This is a genomic window from Parabacteroides faecalis (assembly GCF_022809355.1).
GTDB lineage: Bacteria > Bacteroidota > Bacteroidia > Bacteroidales > Tannerellaceae > Parabacteroides > Parabacteroides faecalis.
Window position 1 is genome coordinate 1 of sequence record NZ_JAKZMM010000043.1, and the last position, 17,138, is coordinate 17,138.

Below are 17,138 nucleotides of genomic sequence, written 5' to 3' on the forward strand. Positions count from 1 at the left end.
TAAAGCACGTAAACACCAGCAGTAAAGAGTATCGTACGAAGTGGAACTGAATGCAGACTTCGATAAACAGTTAAGACACCACCTCTTAGTGTAAATCTTGCTTGCGTCTGTAGTACGAGTTACAAGGCTGAAACAGTAGTATCTAAAAATCGTACGAGCTGGAAATGCGTGCATCAAAAACATGAATTATGACAAAGAAAGATATTAAAAAAGCAGCAGTAGATAGCTGTGTTTTTGAGAATAGCATTTTTAATCCTGAATTAACCCCGTATTATGAACAAGGATTCAAAGACGGTGCCAACTGGCGTATTAATAGCATTTGGCATAGTGCAAGAAAGGATGTCCCTGAAGCATATTTCCAAGTACTTGTTGAAGATGATTTGGAAGATTTCGAGGTTTGCATGCTGGCACAAGAAGAAGAATGTCCACAAAACTGGGTTCGCTGGGCGTATGTTAAGGACTTAATACCAAGTAAGGAGGAATGAATATGAAAACAGAAATCGAAAAGGTAGCAAAAGAGAAATATCCAGACAACATGAAATATGGAGTAGAATATCAAATGGATGAACTTCGTCCTGAAGACCTTAGAGAAGCTTTCAAGGATGGTGTGGAATGGTTTAGAAAGTCTTTGTTCCATAAGGCAAAAGATGAAGTTCCGCAACCAATCGGCGGTTATGCGAATGATATCTGTCCGCAAATACCTTGTCTAGTCAAAGGACATCTATCAACCGGATATGGTTATGGTGTCAGGTATTGGAACGTGAAATGTCAAGTATGGGATGATGAAGAATGCGACGATTACGAATGTGGCAAGGACGCCGTAGAAGAATGGGCTTATCTGGATGATATTATTGGAAATATGGAGGACTGACTATGAGCAAGAAAGAAGAATTAGCAAAGAAATACGCAGAAAATTGTTATCAGTATGACGAAGATATGAGATTCCAATGCGAATATCACTTTGAATCAGGATGGGATGAAGCATTGAAAGAAATCATTGTCGATGCAAGAAAAGAACTTCCTGAATACGATGAAGATGTATGGGTTATAAATGAATATGGTGATAAATTCTTTTGCCATAGAAGTAATGATCCAAACGTAGTAGTTGATAAAGATGGTTGGTGCAATTATTCAGGTTGTGATATTGTTGCTTGGATAAGAAATCCAACATTTGAAGAGATAATATCTATGAATAAGGATGTTTTGAAACGGTTAAAAGATAAGTAACTATGAGTAGTGTTAATTTGAATGAGTTGCGAGATAAAACCTTCCAGTGCTCAGTAGTCCACGGCTGGCACGAAAAGAACCTAAGTGACGAACATTTCCTTTGCCTGGTAATATCTGAACTAATGGAAGCCGTAGAAGCAGATCGGAAAGGAAAACGTGCGCAAGTTGAAAAGTTCAAAGAATGTCAGGGTGATAGCATTCCATTAACCGAAGAAACCAGGCAGAGAAGATTCAAGGAAGACTTTGAAGCATATATCAAGGGAAGTGTAGAAGAAGAGCTGGCCGACGCCTGCATCCGACTTCTGGATCTGTCCGGATTGAGGAATGTGGATTTGGGTGAAGTCGATGTTGATGAATTGAAATGTTCTGAAGGATTCTTCGATTGGACTTTTACGGAATCCATATTTTTCTTGGTATGCAACTTAACAAATACTGATTTCATTGAAACGCATTCTTTCGATAGCTATCTACGAGTAGCTTTAATGGAAATCATAGGGTTTTGCGTAAAGAAAGACATCGACATCTTCTGGTACATTGATCAGAAAATGAAATACAATGAACTCCTGCCATATAAGCACGAAGGCAAAAGCTACTGACCATGAAACACGTATTCTACACTTTAATCATTATGCAATCCCTGTACGAGCTTGTGAAGCTGTTTAGATGTAAATCCTTGTATCAGCATGTAAAAGTCTTTCAGAGGCTGGATAAGACATCAAAAAGATTGTATCTGATGGCGCATCCGTGGCTTCATGTTGCATTTTTCATGGATGTCGTCGGGCTTTTTCTTTTGGGTATAGGATTGTTTTCAAGTCAGTGGGTATGTTTCCTCGTCGTCTTGGCCATGAGTTTCAGTCAGATCCAAAAGCATGGAGCATGGGCGGTATTTCTGGACAGCCTGATTACAGTCATTATCTACGTTTTTGCCATCCTGAACTCATATCACTTGATATAATGAAAAAAAGTAGCCATCCAACACGATTAAAATAATCAAGTTAAACTAAGTTTAATATGCTGATTATTAGATGGTTATATTTGTATAACAAACTAATAATCAGTATCTTTACTATACTAAAAGAACACTATTAAACAATTGAGCAATGAAAGCAACAGATTTATTCAATATCAGAAAAGAAGAGTTTGAAACTAACGAAACATTTGCAAAAAGAGTATATGAAACAGCTAAAAGATATAGAAGCTCGTTGCATTTTACATCACAAGAAAGCTGGCATGTACTAACAATACTTGCAAAGTATTATAAGGAAAGCGTATCCGACATTCTTTCCGCTATTCGTGATATAGAATGGAATAACCCATCTAAGAAATATAGAATTCAGTGGGTGAAATGTTTATCTGAACACTATTTGGTAGTTGATAAAAGATAAGAAATTAGTTTAACCAGCAGGGCGAAAGCCCTGCACAATCAAAATAGAGCAATGATAAAGAAAGCAGTAGAATACAGTTTGAAGGCTGAAAAGAAAGAGTTTCCGATTGCTAAGATATATTCTGCAGAAGACGCTGTAAACTTCGCTCGGAAATTTTATCTCGATGACATAAGCATATACGAAAGTTCGTTTATCCTACTTATGAATCAGGCAAATAATGTAACTGGATATGCTAAGATTTCACAAGGTGGTATATGCACTACGATTGTAGATGTAAGACTGGTTGCCAAGTACGCAATAGATACACTTGCACCAGCAGTAATTTTTTTACATAATCATCCGTCAGGAAATACAAATCCGTCTAACGAGGATGTTAGGTTGACGGCTAAAATACGTGATGGTTTGAAAATGCTTGATGTGAAGTTATTAGATAGTATAGTTATTACAGAAGACAGTTATCTATCAATGAGTAATGAAGGACTGATTTAATATTAAAATATATAGCAATGAATACAGTGGAAGTTTTAATGAAGCGTGATGGTCTTAGTGAACCTGAAGCTATCGATCTTATCGAAGAAACGAGAGATGAAATATTATCTGTAGATCCGTTTAAAGCAGATGAAATCATTATTTGCAATCTTGGGTTGGAACCAGACTATTTAATGGACATTCTAATGATTTGAATATGGTTGATAAAGATAAAATACTCGAAAAACTCCGCAAGTTGATGAATCTAAAAGAATCGGCACTTGCACTTGGGAATGAAGGTGAGGCGTGCGCAGCAGCAGCCGGAATCACACGTCTACTAATAGCCTACAACTTGTCAGAAACTGATATTCCTACACAGGAAAGAATTGACAATCCAATAGTTGCCGAAGAAATACCATTCAAGTCTGAAATAAATAGTGGCAAATGGTATGAAGGATTAATTGGAGTTGTGTGTGAATATAATATGTGTCGATCTCTTATTATATCGATAAGAAAAGACAGTGGACGTATGAGACGTGATAAGTTCCAGATTGTTGGCAGAAAGAAAAATGTTGAAGTTGTCTTGTTTCTAGTTTCACAACTTTCCCATAAATTCTATCAGATTGGGCTGAAAGAATATCCAGTCTATAAACATGATTGCCTGTTCAAGTACGGTAAAACTCCAAAAAGTCTTACGATGTACCTCCGCTCCTATCTCTGCGGATGCGTATCTGGCCTGAACGACAAGTTTCGCTCCGAAAAGCAGCAACTACAACAGGAATGCAACATCACTTCGCTTGCCATGAGCACCCGTGCAGAGATTGACGATTTTTTGAAGGATGAAAAAATAGGAAGATCCAGAGCAAGATGCGAGAGTGTAGATTGCCTTTCTGCAAATCGTGGATATAATGTAGGTAAGAATATAGAGATAAACAAAGGTGTTTATGCCGAAAGTGTAAGTGAAGATAGGAGGTTAATGTAATGAAAACAAAAGTTTGTAAAGACGGATTTGTGTGGCTGGTTATCAGCAAGGAAGCAGCTTACCAGCTGTTTTCATCAGATATTGAAGTATTCAGACTATATGATGATGATAGCGAAGGGGCGTGTGATGATGCCAATGACATAAGGTTTCATAATGGAGAGTTCGGTATTGAAGTGGGGTTTATAAAAGACCTTCTTCCAAGATGCCCTGTGTGCGAGAATGCTTTGATACCAAGCAGGTACGAAGGTTCTGATTGGGAATGTTTGGAGTGTAATAATGATTTTTTTAGCAAGTGAGATATGAAGGCAAGAGACAGATATACTGATGAAATAGTAGAAATAATTTCTTTTTGTGGAACCACTCAAAGAAACGAAGATTTAGACAGAGTTTCTTACATAGATAGTGAAGGTCAAGAACACCCAAACGAGAAATTAAATTATTATTGGGATTTTGAACCTATTGATAGTAATAGAAATGAGATTGATTGGGAGCAGCGGAGATTTGAAATAGCTAAAGATATATATTCCCGTAATTACGGGAATGGCGAAGTAACAGCTAAGGCATGTGCAAAAATCGCAGTTGAGCGTGCAAATATCCTTATCGTAGAATTAAAGAAAGGAGGTAACAATGCAAACGATTAAATTCAGAGGGAAGAGCCTCAATACAGGTAATTGGGTCTATGGCGATTTACGACAATGTGGCAAAAGAAAGTTTGTTGAATACGAAGTTAATCCTGATACCGTTGGACAGTTTGTCGGTCTATACGATACGAATGGTAAAGAGGTGTATGAGCATGATTATATCTCCATCAATTACAAATATGAATGTATTACAAATGGATTCGCTGTCCCCGATCAGGATTGCATCTGTGAGGGAGAAGTGGTTTACATGGATGGATTCGCTTGCTTTGGCTTACGCCTGTGCAAAGCTGAATATCCAATAAACCAAGAATTGGAAGAGTGCCCGTATCTTACTATCCCTCTGCTCCAGTTTGATTTGGAGTGCGATAGTATTGAGGTACTTGGAAATGTATTTGATAATCCTGAATTGTTAAAATGAATAGAATATGGAAAAGAAAGAAATAACTAAAACTATTTATATCGCAAATGATGGAAAAGAGTTCTTGACAAAAGAAGATTGCGAAAAGCACGAGAAGTTTGTTACAGAAATACTTTCACGTATTAAGTATTTCTGTGTCAGATGCCATCCGGACTTGACAGAAACGGGATATTTTCAGCATAAAATATACGTTGCTGTATTCTCTAAGCATTACCTATACAAGGAAATTGCTTTTGAATGGGCACTGCGTAAGTTCAATGGCTATTTAGGAGAAAGCGTACAGGGATATGGATTCCAACCACAATTTAGTGTAAGTGAAGTATCTAAAGAAGAATACGAAAACTGCCCACCGACTGAGTGGGGAGGTTCAAAATTGAAAAGCGAAAAAAAATTCCTTAGCCATAAATCGGTAGATGGATTTCCTGAAAATATTGACTACATAAAAGAATGGGGGTTCAAGTGATATGAAGTACAGAATCAAAGTTATAGAAACCCTCTCCAAAGTAGTAGAGGTAGAAGCGGAAGATAAAGATGCTGCTTTCGAAAAAGTGGAAGATATGGTCAATTGTGAAGACATAGTTCTCACAGCTGATGATTTTGAAGGTCGTGAATTTTATCCAGCAGAAGATTATGAATAAACAAAAAGCAATAGAATGGATTGGAACTCACCATGTCGGTACATCCTCCCGTACTATGTGGTGTGCGCTAATGGATATTAAGCCAGATGATATCTATTTAGGGAACTTTGATGTTCCACATGATGCAGATGATTTTTCAAGATGTTTTGATCTCGTAGAGTTTGTAGAAGTAACCAATGGAGAATTGCTCAAAATTCCAAAAGTGTTCCCTTATTGGAAACCAATCATAGAAATATGGAGTAAACTTGTAAATGCCTATATTACTCATAGTGGACGTGTCTATGAACTTTTGAATGACAAGCACGATGAAGTAATGAACCTCAAAGGATTTGAGAAAATAAGTGATGGATATTGGGTAAAACGAAAAAGATAATGCTATGGCAAAAGTTTACGAAAACAAGAAAGGCTTCAAGGTCATACAAGCCACTCGTGGTGAAATGATGTGTGCCCTCAGCGAATATGGTTGTGCTGGGATCTGTGACAGTTGCGGTTCTTGCACCAGTCATGATGGTTTCTACATTGCTGTTCTTAATTGCTGGTACTGCTCCGATTGCTTCCATGAGTGGTATGCCATAGCCAAACGCTATCCTGAAGATGAAGAGATAGAAAATAAGAACTTTGAGTTGTACAAGCAAGTCCTTGGGATTTAATTGTTTATTACCCTGAAAATAAAGAATGCAACTCTTTGATATTCAATATATTATATGTATATTTACATATACAAAGTTACACACTTGAATATCAGAATATGAGAACGAAAACAGAGAAAGCAGTAAAGTTATTCAAATCCGGATGTCTTAAAGAAGCACTTGCTATATTTCGGACATTCCGGATTGGCTTTTCTAAAGAAGAACGAAGAACCTTGCAAATCGCAAGTGAAAGCCTTACAGGAAACAGCGGTTTCTACCATCAACTTGGGATTGATACCGATTACATGATAATGAAGTCAAAAGAAATAATCACAGAAAAGTATTTGAGCAATGAAAAAGTTTAATGCAAAAATAGGGCGTGAGGTCACTTACAAATTTTATCCTCAAAAGCGGTTTGTAATTGAGAAGATCAATCAAGATGGAACTCTTGATTTAGCTATTGGAGTATGGAAAGTGTTACATGTGAAGATTGATAGTGTTTGTATATAAAAATATAGAGCAATGAAAACATCAAGTAAATTAACCAGCAAAGAAAGTTTTGATATTCTTCACGAAATAGAGAATCGGAAATATCCTGCTGATGGTAGTATTAAATTATCAGACTGGTGCGAACAAATGCAGAAAGCAAAGTATGAAGCAATCAAGAACCTCGTTCCAGAAGTAGGTTTGGGATGCACAATCTGTTATTACTCAGATAAACGTGCAGCCACAGTAACAAAGATAGTTTCTCAATGCAAGATTGAAGTTACTTTCAATCGGACGAAATGTATAGATTACTATGCAGGAGAATATGAAATCTTTCCGGAGCTTGAAGGAGCACCAAAAGTGTTCACCAAACGAAGAAATGGATATTGGGTTGCTGAAGGACAATCGTATAAAGATGGAGTTATTCTTATGCTGCATTATCAGAATCATTATATCGACCCAAGTTTTTAATCCGTAGAGCAATGAAAGAAGAATGTTTTTTCAAAGTAGGTAAGTCCTACATTGATAAGAAACGTAACCAGTTTAAGGTTACATCTGTAGATAATGACATAGTTGTTACAGACCAAAAGATACTCTTTTGTGGTGTGTTTTTGGATTATATTTCATTTATAGTTGGTGGTGAAATGTATAACGACCTTGTTGCCATCAACACGAATCCAAACGCAAAACGATTGATTTTTGTCTTTCCAGGTGGCTATTGGGTATGCTGTGATGCCCTTATGGAAGAACTCGGTGATTACAGAACGTATGCCTACATTTGGAAAGGAAGAGTTGAGTATAAGCAAGAGTACAAGCATTTGCTTACAGATGAAGAAATAGAGAGTATCGAGAGTTTCGCAAACGGTATGTAATCAAAAGTTAAATATTTGATTTGTAGTGATTTATGACGAAAATAAAAGATATAACCATTTGATAATCAAATACTTATTTGTATCTTTATATATCCAAAGATAACATAAGTTTAAAAAGTAAAAGTAAAGAGCAATGAGAACTATAGAATTTACATCAAACAAAGGTTCAAAGATGTTTATCAACTGTAACGAAATCAAAGTCATAAACACATTTGGAGATGAATACTTCGGTAAACTTGATGATAATGGTAAAGTTATCACAAAACAGCGTTTCGGATTAGGATATATTCTTCCAGTTCTTAATGAATATAGAATGTTTAACAAGTAAATCGTATATATGATGACATCTTTTATTACTCCATCGAGCAAGAATGAAATTAAATCTGCTATCACAAGTAAATTGGATGGATATAGTTACAATTACTTCAAAGGTGAATTTAGAAAAGCTGATAAGTATGCAGCGATTAGCTATCGTTTCAATGGCAATAAGATTTCTATAGAAATTACATATTGGCAAGACGGAAAAATGAATCCAGTTGATTATATGTCACACTGCACAACTCCATCAGGTGTAGCTAACAAAGTTGCAAAGTTCCTTGGATTAAAGTAAAAGTTATACTGAATGGATAAGGTAGTTGAATTGACAAAAGAACTTCAAAGAGTGATGTATTCCACTACATACTCATTTGAGATTGACACTGAAGATGTAGTATTCGGCTTCAAGAAAACATTAAAGAAACGTACTAAGAGCCTCGTAAAAGCTCTGCAACTCGAAAGAAAGCTAAGAAGTGATGTTGGAAGATACATATCAAGCAGCGTTAGAATAGTTGCTGTAAGGATGTATAACAACGGAGTATTGAAAGGTGAATTTAAGTCATAACGAATAAAGAATTGAGCAATGGGAACCATCAGAAAAGAACAAACAGAACTTATTAAGAAAGTCCAAGAACTATTCCAGCAGATTGATTACGCTAAAATAGTTGATAAACTCTGCAAAAGTGGAGCTGTAACGGAAGAAGAAATTAAAGAACAAAATTGGAGACTTGCTAAGAATATGGCTTGTGCCATTTGCTCGCATATCGAATGGCAATATCAACCTAACAGCAAGTCTGATAAGAAGCAAATAAAGAACTTAAAGCATTTCATATAGATGAAAAATCGTGCTTTCATCATAAAGTTACCTTAAAATGTACTTTTATCGTAATTTTCTATACAAAAAGTGTTTGTTTTTCAATCGTTATTTGTAATTTTACACCATAAATGGAGCAAATAAGGAAGCACCTTATTTCTCCATTTGGAGATAGTAATCAGCAATGGAGCTGACTTGGTTTGCTAAACCAAAGGTTCGTTAAATCGAATAGAGGTCGGAACTCTACATCTCCGCGAATGCCGTTCAAGTCGGCTCGGTGATTGAGGTTAGGTAAGTACGAAAGGTTCGATTCCTTTAATATAACTGGTGTTAGAAATCTGGCTGATAGGAAAGACTATCTGATTGTATCGTGACGGAATTGGTATACGTTACATTGCGGTAGATGGTAGTAACAAGGACTGATGAATTTCAAACAACAAGATACTCGCTAAACCCATCATTTGCAGGTTCGAATCCTGTCGATACAACAAAATAATGTATGAAGTAATACATAACCGAAAGTAGTATGACAAGACCAAAGTATGACTACCTTATTGTAGGATCTGGATTGTATGGAGCCATGTTTGCACATACAGCTACGCTGCAAGGCAAGAAATGCCTTGTAATAGAAAAGAATGGACACATAGGTGGTTATTGCTATACAGAAAATGTACATGGTATTGAAGTACATAAGTTCGGCGCCCATATATTCAGAACCAATTCAAAGAAAGTCTGGAACTTTGTGAATAGCATCTGCGATTTTGTTCCTTTCGTAAACTCTCCAATTGCCTGTTATCAAGGAAAGACTTATAACCTACCTTTCAATATGAATACGTTCAACCAGCTATTCGGAGTAAATACTCCTGAAGCTGCGTTTGATGCCATAAAGAAAGATAAAGTTGTATTTGACAATCCGAAGAACCTCGAAGAACATTGTCTTTCAACTGTTGGAAGAAAGATTTATGAAACGCTCATTAAAGGATATACCGAAAAGCAATGGGGTAAAGAATGCAAAGAACTTCCTGCATCTATTATGAAGCGTATTCCTGTACGTTATACGTTTGATAACAACTATTTCAATGAAAGATATCAAGGTATTCCAGAATGTGGATATACTGAGTTTATCAGACGTTTGCTTGTAGGCTCAGATGTCTGGACTGAAAATGATTTCTTTGATGATGTTGAATGGTTTAAAAGCATTGCTAAAGAAATTATTTACACCGGTCAGATAGATAAGTTCTATGATTACAAGTTCGGGGCGTTGGACTACCGTTCTGTGAAGTTCAAAGAAATCTATCTATCTGACATTGATAACCAGCAAGGAAACGCTGTTGTTAACTTCACCGATAGAGATACACCATACACCCGTATGATTGAGCATAAGCATTTCCTTAAAACGCAGTGTAAAGGGACTGTGATTTCCTACGAAACACCTTGTGATTATAGTGAAAATGGCTCACCGTCTTATCCAATACCAACAGAAGAAAACCTGTCGAAATACTCCAGATATAAAGATCTTGCCGACAAAGAACCTAATGTCATTTTTGGTGGACGGTTGGCAGAATACAAGTATTATAGTATGAACGATATAATAGAGCAGTTTGTATGAAAGTAAAGATTGTGCCCATGACTGAACATTTCGCAAACTACAGTTGGAGGTTGCGGAATAACCCGGAATTATGGACGTTTATGGAAAATGAAGCTCCTATGCCAGCCACACTTGAAAGTGAAACTGCATACTTGAAAGCTGCATTTGATAACCCTCACAACGATATGTTTGCCATTATCGCTGAAGGTGAGTTTGTAGGTTACATCACGTTGAAGAATATCGCATACGGTGCTGCCGAATTAAGTTACTGTATCATGCGACAGGATCTATGGGGTAAAGGAATTGTAAGTAAGGCAACTCTGCTTGCCTTGCGATATGCGTATGAGGAATTAAGGCTTGACTTGGTTTATCTATACATCAATCCGAAGAATGTCTCTTCATACAGAAACGCCATCAACAAGCATTTTGTGCGTGTTGGTAGCAGTTTTATAAAACCTGAAGTTGAACGACTTGAAATGACAAGAACTGGATGGGAAAAAGTATTGAAGTAGTCGAAATACCGCTTTCTGAGCTGAAAGATGGAATAGGTAATCCAAGAAAGATTACCAAGAAGAAAGCCAAAGAGTTGCAGGAGTCGCTTGAACAGTTTGGCGATTTCGGTATCATTGTCGTAGATGAGCATAATAATATCATATCAGGACACCAGCGTGTGAATGCGTTAAGAATAAGCAAAGGAGATAATGCTACTGTTCTATGTAAGAAGTTGATTGGATATTCCCAGCCTGAGCTTCGTGCCATCAATATTAAGGCGAATACACATTCAGGTGATTGGGATATGGATAAACTAGCCGAATGGACTGCCGACCTTAATCTTAATCTAGGTTTGGAGTTACCACAGATTGACCCGAATACAGATGCGAAGATTAAGGACATGGAACTTATACGGTATGAGAAGTACGATTATGTTATGATTGTATGCCGGAATGAGATAGATTATCTCAACCTTACTCGTGCTCTTGGAATTGATGGGAAGAAAGTATTAGTGGCGAAAGGAAAGAATGGAGAGCGTAAAATCAAAGCTCGTGCCATTTGGTATGATGAAATGAAAGCAAAGATTGTATCTGATAATAAATGAAAATATGAAGTCAATAAACGTATTGATAACGTGCAGCAACATTCATGTCAAGAACATGATAGACTGCCTGAAAAATAACTACGAAGGAACTCAAGTCAATGTGTATTGCGTAAACTCCGTTGAATGGGATTTGCCTAAAGAAGGAGAATGTGATGGGGCTTTTGTCGTTCCTAAAGTTTCCGATGAAAGCTATTTCCCAACGCTTCTTGAATTGTGTAAGAAGCTGAATGTTGATGTTGTATTCCCAGTAACATCTATAGACTTGGATGCAATGGCAGACCACAAGGAAGAGTTTGAGAAGCATGGAATCCACATATCAGTAACTTCACCTGAATCCATGAAAATTGCAAACGACAAGATTACGTTGCATAAGATGTTTGGAGAGTATATGCCTAAGCAGATTGTAGCTAAAGATGTCAGTGAGCTTATGCGTTTCAGCGATAGCATAAATAGCTCAATCTGCTGCAAGGTTGCTAATATGTGTGGAGGACGTGGATTCGCAGTTGTTGATAATGAAAAGTGTGTTGATGTGAATTTGTTCCATAGGTTCGGCAAGAAGCACTACATTTCGTTTGGACAACTTTGCCAAATCGTTGACAAGCAAGACCACGAAGTTATCGTGCAGGAATACAAGAACGGACTTGATTATTCTGTAAGTGTGCTGGCTGACCACGGCGAAGTAACCCACATCTGCGGTTATGTAGGATACGTGTTGGAGTTTGGTTCTATGATGTATGCTGAAATCAAACCAAACGAACAGGCATACGATATTGCACGCACTATCTGCAAGAAATTGAAGATAGACGGTAATGTTTGCTTTGACTTCATACTTGAAGAAGATGGAAAAGTGACTTTGCTTGAAATCAATCCACGTGTGAATGCTTCTCTCAACTTCGTAAGTAATGCTGGTTGTAACATGTTTTATCTACGTTGTAAACAGCTTCTTGGATATGAATATGAGAATGATCAGAAGGAAATCAATGTTGGATTTAAAATGAAGAAGTATTTTGAAACAAGATATTTCATTTAACATCTACTGCATGTCTTATCAGCGACCAGACAGAATACTCACGCAAGATTTGCTTGAGTATTGCACTTATGTTGTTCGCTGGAAGGAAGAGGAAGCATACAGGAATGCCGGCGTTAAAGACTTGCTTGTTATTCCACAAGGAGCCACACTGAATGATGGGACTATCGTATGGAGTTTCATGACAACGCTGTACTGGGTTATTGAGAATACTCCTGAAGATGTGATTTTTGTTGCTGACGATGATTTGAATCATTTTTGTTATCGGTTAGATACCTATACAAATATCAAAGCTGATTTCAATAACTATCGTGAAATAGCTACCTCAGAGATAGAACGCATCGCCCAGTTATTGTATGATTTGAATTTGGGATTTGCTTGCGATAATCCGCAGTTCGCATTGTACAATTACACGCAGGAGTTCTGTTTCAAAGGTATGCCCGGCGGTATAAGATGGATCAACAAGAAAGCGTTCAAAGCCAAGTTTGACCCAAAAGATTTTGCCACTTCCGATATTGATATGATGATGCAGGAGCTTTTGATGAATCGAATTATCCTACAACCTCGATATTTTCACTCAATGAGTGTAAAGGACAAATTAGAAGGAGGAACAACCGTTGATTCCAAAGTGAACTATCAATTCCGACTTGCGATGAAAAACAAGTGGGGAAAGTATTTTGATTATGATTTTAAGAAAAACCAAGCTAAGATAAATGTTAAACGTTAGAGAAATACAAACACCTGTCTATATCTGTGACATAAAGGCATTTAAAGGTAATATTACCGATTTTAGAAAAGCGGTAAACAAATACTATCCTAACTATCACATGGGGTACAGTTATAAAACAAACTACTACCAAGATTTCTGTAAGGAAGTAGATAAACTTGGAGAGTACGCAGAAGTTGTATCTCCCAAAGAATATCATTATGCAAAAGAACTTGGCATACGTGATGAGAATATCATCTACAACGGTGTGATACCTGATTTTGCCAACAAGTTAAATGTTGCTCTGAATGGTGGAATTGTTAACATAGAAAATCTGCATGAGTTCAAGAATTTCGTTGATTGGTCAAATGCAAAGCAACGTCATATCGAATTAGGGGTACGTCTAAACTTCGATATTGGCAATGGAGTTATATCACGATTTGGCTTTGATACTACAGGAGAAGATTTTCAGTTTCTGCTGAACAAATACAACTTCCCATTCATCGCGATTAAGTCTGTGCATTGCCACATCAGCCAAGCACGGAGTTTGGAGTTTTTCAGGAAACGAGTGCAAAGCATGATTAAGTTTGCAGATATGCTTGGAGCTTCTATCATTGATATTGGCGGAAATATGTTCGGTCGTATGGATGATTCTTTCAAAGAACAATTCAATGAGTATGTACCAACTTTTGAAGAGTATGCCGAAGTCATCGGTATAGAAATGGCCAAGGCATATCCTAACGGAGAAAAGATGCTCGTTACCGAAGATGGTACGCCTGTCGTATCAAATGCCATGCACCTATTGGCAACCATTATCGGAGTTAAGGAAGTACAAGGAAATACATTTATTGTGCTTGACACAAAGCGTGAAGATGTCGGTGCATCCTGTATCTGCAAAAGTCCGTCATACCAGCATTTCGGAAAAGATGAAAATCATGTAGAGAAAGCTACCGTGTTCGGTTGTTCGTGTGTTGAGATTGACTATCTTGTACGAGAGTATAACGGACCAGCTAATATCGGAGATAAGATACTTATCAGAAACATTGGAGCGTATTCGTACAACACGACTAACAACTTCATCACGCATGGATGCAGAAACGTCGTTCAGATGAAAGATATTGTATTATGATTGGCAATAGTTTCATATAGTTAAATATGTGTATTACTGTGTATTGAATTGAAAATAAGGGATTTAAAGTTGTGTAATCCAGCAAATTATTACTATCTTTATATACTTAAAAGTAAACAAGATTTTAATATAAAACGAAATGAAACCTCAATTATTGACGCAGAACGGACATAATATGTTCGAGATGATTTCCCTCTTGCAAAAGGCTATTCGTAGGGGACATGACGCTTACGCTGGATATGCTGCTTGTCAGCTTATGGTAAGGTACAGAAAACAACTATGGAACAGATTGCTTATCATTTCAGCAGAAGATTGCTGGGATTGTGTGACACATGAAATTGTCGCTCTCCGAAAAGCTGATGAAATGAATCCACAGCCATTATTTGTGGCTCGTGCAGTAACCATTCTTCTTCGAGCAAGAAAGAATCGTGATGCAGACTGGTTCGCTTGCAACCTGTTGAATTGCCGTGAAACGCTTGATTTAGCTGAATGCGAACGCAATTTCGACAGAATACCTGCATACGTGTATGATTGCCATACATGGCAAGGTAAACGTGCTGGAAAGACCAAGGCTGATATGATACGTGATGAACAGAAAGCGCTTTATCCGTATGTTGAGGGATATTACGATAGGTTGGACTGGAGCCGGTTCTTCTATTGTGAAAAGAATGGATTCTACGATAAGAACAACATTGCTCCAATGCCAACAAAAGATCAAATGAAAGAGCTTGACGCTGGTGCTGTACAGCAAGATCTGTTTGGATAACAAAATCAATCATCCTCCAACTCGTAGAAGTCTGGAGGATTGATTGCGTAAAGTTTATATGATATGAAGAAGAAACAACGACAAGAATTATTCCTAAAACATTTCCGTGAAAGTCATGGGATCGTTTCGTATGCTTGCCAAAAGTCCGGGATAACAAGGTCTTGTTATTACAAGTGGAGAGAACTTGATCAAAAGTTCAAAGAAAAGGCAGAAGAGGTTGAAGAAGAAACGATTGATGTTGTTGAATCAAAGTTGTTGACAGCTATCAATAACGATGATTTAACAGCCATAATCTTCTATCTGAAGACGAAAGGCAAGAAACGTGGATATGTAGAGAAAGTCGAAAACGATGTTAATATTAGTCCTTTTGAAAGTTTGATGAAAGAACTTCCTGATAAAATCGAATAGTAATGAATTTGAGCGACAAGGCAGCATTATATATGCAAGCATGGCGTGATGATTGGTGCAAGTTCTGTTCAGACGTACTTAAAGCACGCCTTGATAAAGAACAGCAAGACATCATACACTCCGTACAGTTTAATAAGATGACTGCTGTTGCTTCCGGAACAGCTCGTGGCAAGGATTTCTGCGCAGCTTGTGCCGCAGTTTGTTTTATGTATCTTACTCCTCGTTGGGAAAATGGAAAGTTGACAAAGAATACGAAGATAGCTATGACTGCTCCGACAGGAAGACAGGTTGTTAACATTATGATTCCTGAAATATCTCGTTTGTTCAGAAATTCAGGAGTGTTGCCAGGAAGGTTATTGTCTTCAGGAATCAAAACAAATTACGATGAATGGTTTCTAACTGGCTTCAAAAGTTCTGATGACAACATGGAGGCATGGTCAGGATTCCATGCTGTAAACACTATGTTTGTTGTAACAGAAGCTTCAGGTATATCAGAAACAACGTTCAACGCTATTGAAGGTAACTTGCAAGGAAACTCACGTTTGCTAATCGTTTTCAACCCGAACGTAACAACTGGTTATGCGGCACGTGCCATGAAGTCAGACCGTTTTGCTAAGTTCCGTCTTAGTTCGCTCAATGCAGAGAATGTTGTAAGCAAGAAAGTAATCATTCCTGGTCAGGTAGATTATGAGTGGGTAAAGGATAAGGTCGCAAATTGGTGTTCTCCAATCCAACAATCAGATTTCAACGAAGGAGAAGGCGATTTCAAATGGGAAGGTGGATTTTACAGACCTAACGACTTGTTTCGTGTCAAAGTGTTAGGCATGTTCCCAAAAGTTGCTGAAGATGTCTTGATACCTTACGAATGGATTGATCTTGCCAACAAACGCTGGCTGGATCTGCAAGAAGAAGGATATGAACCTAAAGGAAAGTCTTGCCGTGTTGGATCTGATGTTGCTGGAATGGGACGAGATAGTAGTATTCTCTGCCCTCGTTATGGAAACTATGTATCAGAGTTTGAAGTTCACGATTCAGCAGGGAAAGCCGACCACATGCACGTTACAGGAATGCATGTGAAGTATTTGGATAATAAGAAGAACAAAGCGTTTGTAGATACTATTGGAGAAGGAGCTGGTGTGTTTTCTCGTTTGCAAGAACTTGGATTTAACAATGTATATTCCTGCAAATTTTCTGAAGGCGCACGTGGACTGAACGACATTACAGGAGTGTACACTTTCGCCAATATGAGAGCGTATTGCTATTGGGCGATGCGTGACTGGCTTAACCCGAAGAATGGATTTAACCCTGCCATCCCTCCATGCGATAAGTTTATGGAAGAAGCTACCGAAATTCATTGGAAGTTCATGAGTAACGGTAGTATCATCATTGAACCAAAGGAAGATATTAAGAAGCGTATCAAGCGGTCTCCTGACTATGCCGATGCACTCGCCAACACATTTTACCCAAACGATTTTGTATCTGTCAGCGAAGCAGAAATATTCAAAGATTTCTTGTGATTCAGATTATTTTCGGTAATTTTGTA

At 37.6% G+C, this 17,138-nt stretch carries 33 protein-coding genes; all 33 read left to right on the forward strand.

Features of this window, described 5'->3' with window-relative positions; genetic code table 11:
• The first annotated feature begins 188 nt into the window (after positions 1-188).
• The 33 genes from MUN53_RS14330 (at position 189) to MUN53_RS14490 (ending at position 17,112) form a co-directional block, all read left to right on the forward strand.
• Positions 189-485 carry a hypothetical protein gene (locus MUN53_RS14330; RefSeq protein WP_243326151.1) on the forward strand — a complete coding sequence of 99 codons (297 nt, stop codon included), beginning with the start codon at positions 189-191 and terminating at the stop codon, positions 483-485.
• A gap of 2 nt (positions 486-487) precedes the next feature.
• The gene (locus tag MUN53_RS14335; protein WP_243326153.1) at positions 488-871 is read left to right on the forward strand and encodes a hypothetical protein; all 384 of its coding nucleotides are present in this window, start codon (positions 488-490) and stop codon (positions 869-871) included.
• A gap of 2 nt (positions 872-873) precedes the next feature.
• On the forward strand, positions 874-1,227 hold the full coding sequence (locus MUN53_RS14340; RefSeq protein WP_243326155.1) for a hypothetical protein: 354 nt from the start codon (positions 874-876) through the stop codon (positions 1,225-1,227).
• Between the two features lie 2 nt (positions 1,228-1,229).
• Positions 1,230-1,823, forward strand: a complete 594-nt coding sequence (locus MUN53_RS14345) for a nucleoside triphosphate pyrophosphohydrolase family protein (RefSeq protein ID WP_243326157.1) — start codon at positions 1,230-1,232, stop codon at positions 1,821-1,823.
• 2 nt (positions 1,824-1,825) lie between these two features.
• Positions 1,826-2,182 (forward strand): hypothetical protein, encoded by a 357-nt coding sequence (locus MUN53_RS14350; RefSeq protein WP_243326159.1) that lies wholly within the window; start codon positions 1,826-1,828, stop codon positions 2,180-2,182.
• 145 nt (positions 2,183-2,327) lie between these two features.
• The gene (locus tag MUN53_RS14355; protein WP_243326161.1) at positions 2,328-2,612 is read left to right on the forward strand and encodes a hypothetical protein; all 285 of its coding nucleotides are present in this window, start codon (positions 2,328-2,330) and stop codon (positions 2,610-2,612) included.
• Positions 2,613-2,663: 51 nt separating this feature from the next.
• On the forward strand, positions 2,664-3,101 hold the full coding sequence (locus MUN53_RS14360; RefSeq protein WP_243326163.1) for a JAB domain-containing protein: 438 nt from the start codon (positions 2,664-2,666) through the stop codon (positions 3,099-3,101).
• Positions 3,102-3,118: 17 nt separating this feature from the next.
• Positions 3,119-3,295, forward strand: coding sequence for a hypothetical protein (locus tag MUN53_RS14365; RefSeq protein WP_243326165.1), 177 nt, complete (start codon positions 3,119-3,121; stop codon positions 3,293-3,295).
• Between the two features lie 2 nt (positions 3,296-3,297).
• Entirely contained in the window at positions 3,298-4,062 is a 765-nt protein-coding gene (locus tag MUN53_RS14370; RefSeq protein ID WP_243326167.1) for a DUF7168 domain-containing protein, read from the forward strand.
• Positions 4,062-4,358 carry a hypothetical protein gene (locus MUN53_RS14375; RefSeq protein ID WP_243326168.1) on the forward strand — a complete coding sequence of 99 codons (297 nt, stop codon included), beginning with the start codon at positions 4,062-4,064 and terminating at the stop codon, positions 4,356-4,358. The genes MUN53_RS14370 and MUN53_RS14375 overlap by 1 nt, the downstream gene beginning before the upstream one ends.
• A gap of 3 nt (positions 4,359-4,361) precedes the next feature.
• Complete coding sequence (locus MUN53_RS14380) at positions 4,362-4,703, forward strand: hypothetical protein (RefSeq protein WP_243326170.1); 342 nt, start codon at positions 4,362-4,364, stop codon at positions 4,701-4,703.
• The gene (locus MUN53_RS14385; protein ID WP_243326171.1) at positions 4,690-5,121 is read left to right on the forward strand and encodes a YopX family protein; all 432 of its coding nucleotides are present in this window, start codon (positions 4,690-4,692) and stop codon (positions 5,119-5,121) included. Before MUN53_RS14380 ends, MUN53_RS14385 begins: the two co-directional genes overlap by 14 nt.
• A 7-nt stretch (positions 5,122-5,128) precedes the next feature.
• Entirely contained in the window at positions 5,129-5,584 is a 456-nt protein-coding gene (locus MUN53_RS14390; protein ID WP_243326173.1) for a hypothetical protein, read from the forward strand.
• A 1-nt stretch (position 5,585) separates the two neighbouring features.
• Positions 5,586-5,759, forward strand: a complete 174-nt coding sequence (locus MUN53_RS14395) for a DpnD/PcfM family protein (protein WP_243326176.1) — start codon at positions 5,586-5,588, stop codon at positions 5,757-5,759.
• Positions 5,752-6,132 carry a hypothetical protein gene (locus MUN53_RS14400; RefSeq protein WP_243326179.1) on the forward strand — a complete coding sequence of 127 codons (381 nt, stop codon included), beginning with the start codon at positions 5,752-5,754 and terminating at the stop codon, positions 6,130-6,132. Before MUN53_RS14395 ends, MUN53_RS14400 begins: the two co-directional genes overlap by 8 nt.
• A gap of 4 nt (positions 6,133-6,136) precedes the next feature.
• On the forward strand, positions 6,137-6,409 hold the full coding sequence (locus MUN53_RS14405; RefSeq protein WP_243326181.1) for a demethylase: 273 nt from the start codon (positions 6,137-6,139) through the stop codon (positions 6,407-6,409).
• Between the two features lie 98 nt (positions 6,410-6,507).
• Positions 6,508-6,753, forward strand: a complete 246-nt coding sequence (locus MUN53_RS14410) for a hypothetical protein (protein WP_243326183.1) — start codon at positions 6,508-6,510, stop codon at positions 6,751-6,753.
• Positions 6,740-6,898 carry a hypothetical protein gene (locus MUN53_RS14415; protein WP_243326184.1) on the forward strand — a complete coding sequence of 53 codons (159 nt, stop codon included), beginning with the start codon at positions 6,740-6,742 and terminating at the stop codon, positions 6,896-6,898. Before MUN53_RS14410 ends, MUN53_RS14415 begins: the two co-directional genes overlap by 14 nt.
• Before the next feature lie 12 nt (positions 6,899-6,910).
• Positions 6,911-7,345, forward strand: a complete 435-nt coding sequence (locus tag MUN53_RS14420; protein WP_243326185.1) for a hypothetical protein — start codon at positions 6,911-6,913, stop codon at positions 7,343-7,345.
• 11 nt (positions 7,346-7,356) lie between these two features.
• Positions 7,357-7,746 carry a hypothetical protein gene (locus tag MUN53_RS14425; protein WP_243326187.1) on the forward strand — a complete coding sequence of 130 codons (390 nt, stop codon included), beginning with the start codon at positions 7,357-7,359 and terminating at the stop codon, positions 7,744-7,746.
• 133 nt (positions 7,747-7,879) lie between these two features.
• Complete coding sequence (locus MUN53_RS14430; RefSeq protein ID WP_243326189.1) at positions 7,880-8,074, forward strand: hypothetical protein; 195 nt, start codon at positions 7,880-7,882, stop codon at positions 8,072-8,074.
• Between the two features lie 9 nt (positions 8,075-8,083).
• Positions 8,084-8,356, forward strand: coding sequence for a hypothetical protein (locus MUN53_RS14435; RefSeq protein WP_243326190.1), 273 nt, complete (start codon positions 8,084-8,086; stop codon positions 8,354-8,356).
• A 12-nt stretch (positions 8,357-8,368) separates the two neighbouring features.
• Positions 8,369-8,626 (forward strand): hypothetical protein, encoded by a 258-nt coding sequence (locus MUN53_RS14440; protein WP_243326192.1) that lies wholly within the window; start codon positions 8,369-8,371, stop codon positions 8,624-8,626.
• Between the two features lie 18 nt (positions 8,627-8,644).
• The gene (locus MUN53_RS14445; RefSeq protein WP_243326194.1) at positions 8,645-8,896 is read left to right on the forward strand and encodes a hypothetical protein; all 252 of its coding nucleotides are present in this window, start codon (positions 8,645-8,647) and stop codon (positions 8,894-8,896) included.
• Positions 8,897-9,401: 505 nt separating this feature from the next.
• Positions 9,402-10,484: a UDP-galactopyranose mutase gene (gene glf / locus MUN53_RS14450; protein ID WP_243326196.1), complete on the forward strand. Its 1,083-nt coding sequence runs from the start codon at positions 9,402-9,404 to the stop codon at positions 10,482-10,484.
• Positions 10,481-10,975: a GNAT family N-acetyltransferase gene (locus MUN53_RS14455; protein ID WP_243326199.1), complete on the forward strand. Its 495-nt coding sequence runs from the start codon at positions 10,481-10,483 to the stop codon at positions 10,973-10,975. The genes glf and MUN53_RS14455 overlap by 4 nt, the downstream gene beginning before the upstream one ends.
• A complete protein-coding gene (locus tag MUN53_RS14460; RefSeq protein ID WP_243326201.1) occupies positions 10,954-11,559 on the forward strand; it encodes a ParB N-terminal domain-containing protein in 606 nt (201 codons plus the stop codon). The genes MUN53_RS14455 and MUN53_RS14460 overlap by 22 nt, the downstream gene beginning before the upstream one ends.
• Positions 11,560-11,563: 4 nt before the next feature.
• Complete coding sequence (locus MUN53_RS14465; protein ID WP_243326203.1) at positions 11,564-12,589, forward strand: ATP-grasp domain-containing protein; 1,026 nt, start codon at positions 11,564-11,566, stop codon at positions 12,587-12,589.
• Positions 12,567-13,313, forward strand: coding sequence for a hypothetical protein (locus tag MUN53_RS14470; RefSeq protein ID WP_243326206.1), 747 nt, complete (start codon positions 12,567-12,569; stop codon positions 13,311-13,313). The genes MUN53_RS14465 and MUN53_RS14470 overlap by 23 nt, the downstream gene beginning before the upstream one ends.
• Positions 13,300-14,421: a type III PLP-dependent enzyme domain-containing protein gene (locus tag MUN53_RS14475; RefSeq protein WP_243326207.1), complete on the forward strand. Its 1,122-nt coding sequence runs from the start codon at positions 13,300-13,302 to the stop codon at positions 14,419-14,421. The genes MUN53_RS14470 and MUN53_RS14475 overlap by 14 nt, the downstream gene beginning before the upstream one ends.
• 139 nt (positions 14,422-14,560) lie before the next feature.
• Positions 14,561-15,187 carry a hypothetical protein gene (locus MUN53_RS14480; protein ID WP_243326209.1) on the forward strand — a complete coding sequence of 209 codons (627 nt, stop codon included), beginning with the start codon at positions 14,561-14,563 and terminating at the stop codon, positions 15,185-15,187.
• Between the two features lie 63 nt (positions 15,188-15,250).
• Positions 15,251-15,595, forward strand: coding sequence for a hypothetical protein (locus MUN53_RS14485; protein ID WP_243326210.1), 345 nt, complete (start codon positions 15,251-15,253; stop codon positions 15,593-15,595).
• Between the two features lie 2 nt (positions 15,596-15,597).
• The gene (locus MUN53_RS14490) at positions 15,598-17,112 is read left to right on the forward strand and encodes a hypothetical protein (protein WP_243326212.1); all 1,515 of its coding nucleotides are present in this window, start codon (positions 15,598-15,600) and stop codon (positions 17,110-17,112) included.
• The last annotated feature ends 26 nt before the right edge of the window (positions 17,113-17,138 follow it).

What these genes read in the sequence shown, in the direction of transcription:
- MUN53_RS14405 (WP_243326181.1), top strand. Translation starts at nt 6,137, where the DNA reads ATGGCAAAAGTTTACGAAAACAAGAAAGGCTTCAAGGTCATACAAGCC.
- MUN53_RS14395 (WP_243326176.1), top strand. Translation starts at nt 5,586, where the DNA reads ATGAAGTACAGAATCAAAGTTATAGAAACCCTCTCCAAAGTAGTAGAG.
- MUN53_RS14360 (WP_243326163.1), top strand. Translation starts at nt 2,664, where the DNA reads ATGATAAAGAAAGCAGTAGAATACAGTTTGAAGGCTGAAAAGAAAGAG.
- MUN53_RS14330 (WP_243326151.1), top strand. Translation starts at nt 189, where the DNA reads ATGACAAAGAAAGATATTAAAAAAGCAGCAGTAGATAGCTGTGTTTTT.
- MUN53_RS14440 (WP_243326192.1), top strand. Translation starts at nt 8,369, where the DNA reads ATGGATAAGGTAGTTGAATTGACAAAAGAACTTCAAAGAGTGATGTAT.
- MUN53_RS14380 (WP_243326170.1), top strand. Translation starts at nt 4,362, where the DNA reads ATGAAGGCAAGAGACAGATATACTGATGAAATAGTAGAAATAATTTCT.
- MUN53_RS14400 (WP_243326179.1), top strand. Translation starts at nt 5,752, where the DNA reads ATGAATAAACAAAAAGCAATAGAATGGATTGGAACTCACCATGTCGGT.
- MUN53_RS14485 (WP_243326210.1), top strand. Translation starts at nt 15,251, where the DNA reads ATGAAGAAGAAACAACGACAAGAATTATTCCTAAAACATTTCCGTGAA.
- MUN53_RS14465 (WP_243326203.1), top strand. Translation starts at nt 11,564, where the DNA reads ATGAAGTCAATAAACGTATTGATAACGTGCAGCAACATTCATGTCAAG.
- MUN53_RS14340 (WP_243326155.1), top strand. Translation starts at nt 874, where the DNA reads ATGAGCAAGAAAGAAGAATTAGCAAAGAAATACGCAGAAAATTGTTAT.
- MUN53_RS14480 (WP_243326209.1), top strand. Translation starts at nt 14,561, where the DNA reads ATGAAACCTCAATTATTGACGCAGAACGGACATAATATGTTCGAGATG.
- MUN53_RS14415 (WP_243326184.1), top strand. Translation starts at nt 6,740, where the DNA reads ATGAAAAAGTTTAATGCAAAAATAGGGCGTGAGGTCACTTACAAATTT.
- MUN53_RS14355 (WP_243326161.1), top strand. Translation starts at nt 2,328, where the DNA reads ATGAAAGCAACAGATTTATTCAATATCAGAAAAGAAGAGTTTGAAACT.
- MUN53_RS14490 (WP_243326212.1), top strand. Translation starts at nt 15,598, where the DNA reads ATGAATTTGAGCGACAAGGCAGCATTATATATGCAAGCATGGCGTGAT.
- MUN53_RS14370 (WP_243326167.1), top strand. Translation starts at nt 3,298, where the DNA reads ATGGTTGATAAAGATAAAATACTCGAAAAACTCCGCAAGTTGATGAAT.
- MUN53_RS14345 (WP_243326157.1), top strand. Translation starts at nt 1,230, where the DNA reads ATGAGTAGTGTTAATTTGAATGAGTTGCGAGATAAAACCTTCCAGTGC.
- MUN53_RS14460 (WP_243326201.1), top strand. Translation starts at nt 10,954, where the DNA reads ATGGGAAAAAGTATTGAAGTAGTCGAAATACCGCTTTCTGAGCTGAAA.
- MUN53_RS14375 (WP_243326168.1), top strand. Translation starts at nt 4,062, where the DNA reads ATGAAAACAAAAGTTTGTAAAGACGGATTTGTGTGGCTGGTTATCAGC.
- MUN53_RS14410 (WP_243326183.1), top strand. Translation starts at nt 6,508, where the DNA reads ATGAGAACGAAAACAGAGAAAGCAGTAAAGTTATTCAAATCCGGATGT.
- MUN53_RS14350 (WP_243326159.1), top strand. Translation starts at nt 1,826, where the DNA reads ATGAAACACGTATTCTACACTTTAATCATTATGCAATCCCTGTACGAG.
- MUN53_RS14455 (WP_243326199.1), top strand. Translation starts at nt 10,481, where the DNA reads ATGAAAGTAAAGATTGTGCCCATGACTGAACATTTCGCAAACTACAGT.
- MUN53_RS14425 (WP_243326187.1), top strand. Translation starts at nt 7,357, where the DNA reads ATGAAAGAAGAATGTTTTTTCAAAGTAGGTAAGTCCTACATTGATAAG.
- MUN53_RS14390 (WP_243326173.1), top strand. Translation starts at nt 5,129, where the DNA reads ATGGAAAAGAAAGAAATAACTAAAACTATTTATATCGCAAATGATGGA.
- MUN53_RS14475 (WP_243326207.1), top strand. Translation starts at nt 13,300, where the DNA reads ATGTTAAACGTTAGAGAAATACAAACACCTGTCTATATCTGTGACATA.
- MUN53_RS14445 (WP_243326194.1), top strand. Translation starts at nt 8,645, where the DNA reads ATGGGAACCATCAGAAAAGAACAAACAGAACTTATTAAGAAAGTCCAA.
- MUN53_RS14430 (WP_243326189.1), top strand. Translation starts at nt 7,880, where the DNA reads ATGAGAACTATAGAATTTACATCAAACAAAGGTTCAAAGATGTTTATC.
- MUN53_RS14335 (WP_243326153.1), top strand. Translation starts at nt 488, where the DNA reads ATGAAAACAGAAATCGAAAAGGTAGCAAAAGAGAAATATCCAGACAAC.
- MUN53_RS14385 (WP_243326171.1), top strand. Translation starts at nt 4,690, where the DNA reads ATGCAAACGATTAAATTCAGAGGGAAGAGCCTCAATACAGGTAATTGG.
- MUN53_RS14365 (WP_243326165.1), top strand. Translation starts at nt 3,119, where the DNA reads ATGAATACAGTGGAAGTTTTAATGAAGCGTGATGGTCTTAGTGAACCT.
- MUN53_RS14420 (WP_243326185.1), top strand. Translation starts at nt 6,911, where the DNA reads ATGAAAACATCAAGTAAATTAACCAGCAAAGAAAGTTTTGATATTCTT.
- MUN53_RS14435 (WP_243326190.1), top strand. Translation starts at nt 8,084, where the DNA reads ATGATGACATCTTTTATTACTCCATCGAGCAAGAATGAAATTAAATCT.
- glf (WP_243326196.1), top strand. Translation starts at nt 9,402, where the DNA reads ATGACAAGACCAAAGTATGACTACCTTATTGTAGGATCTGGATTGTAT.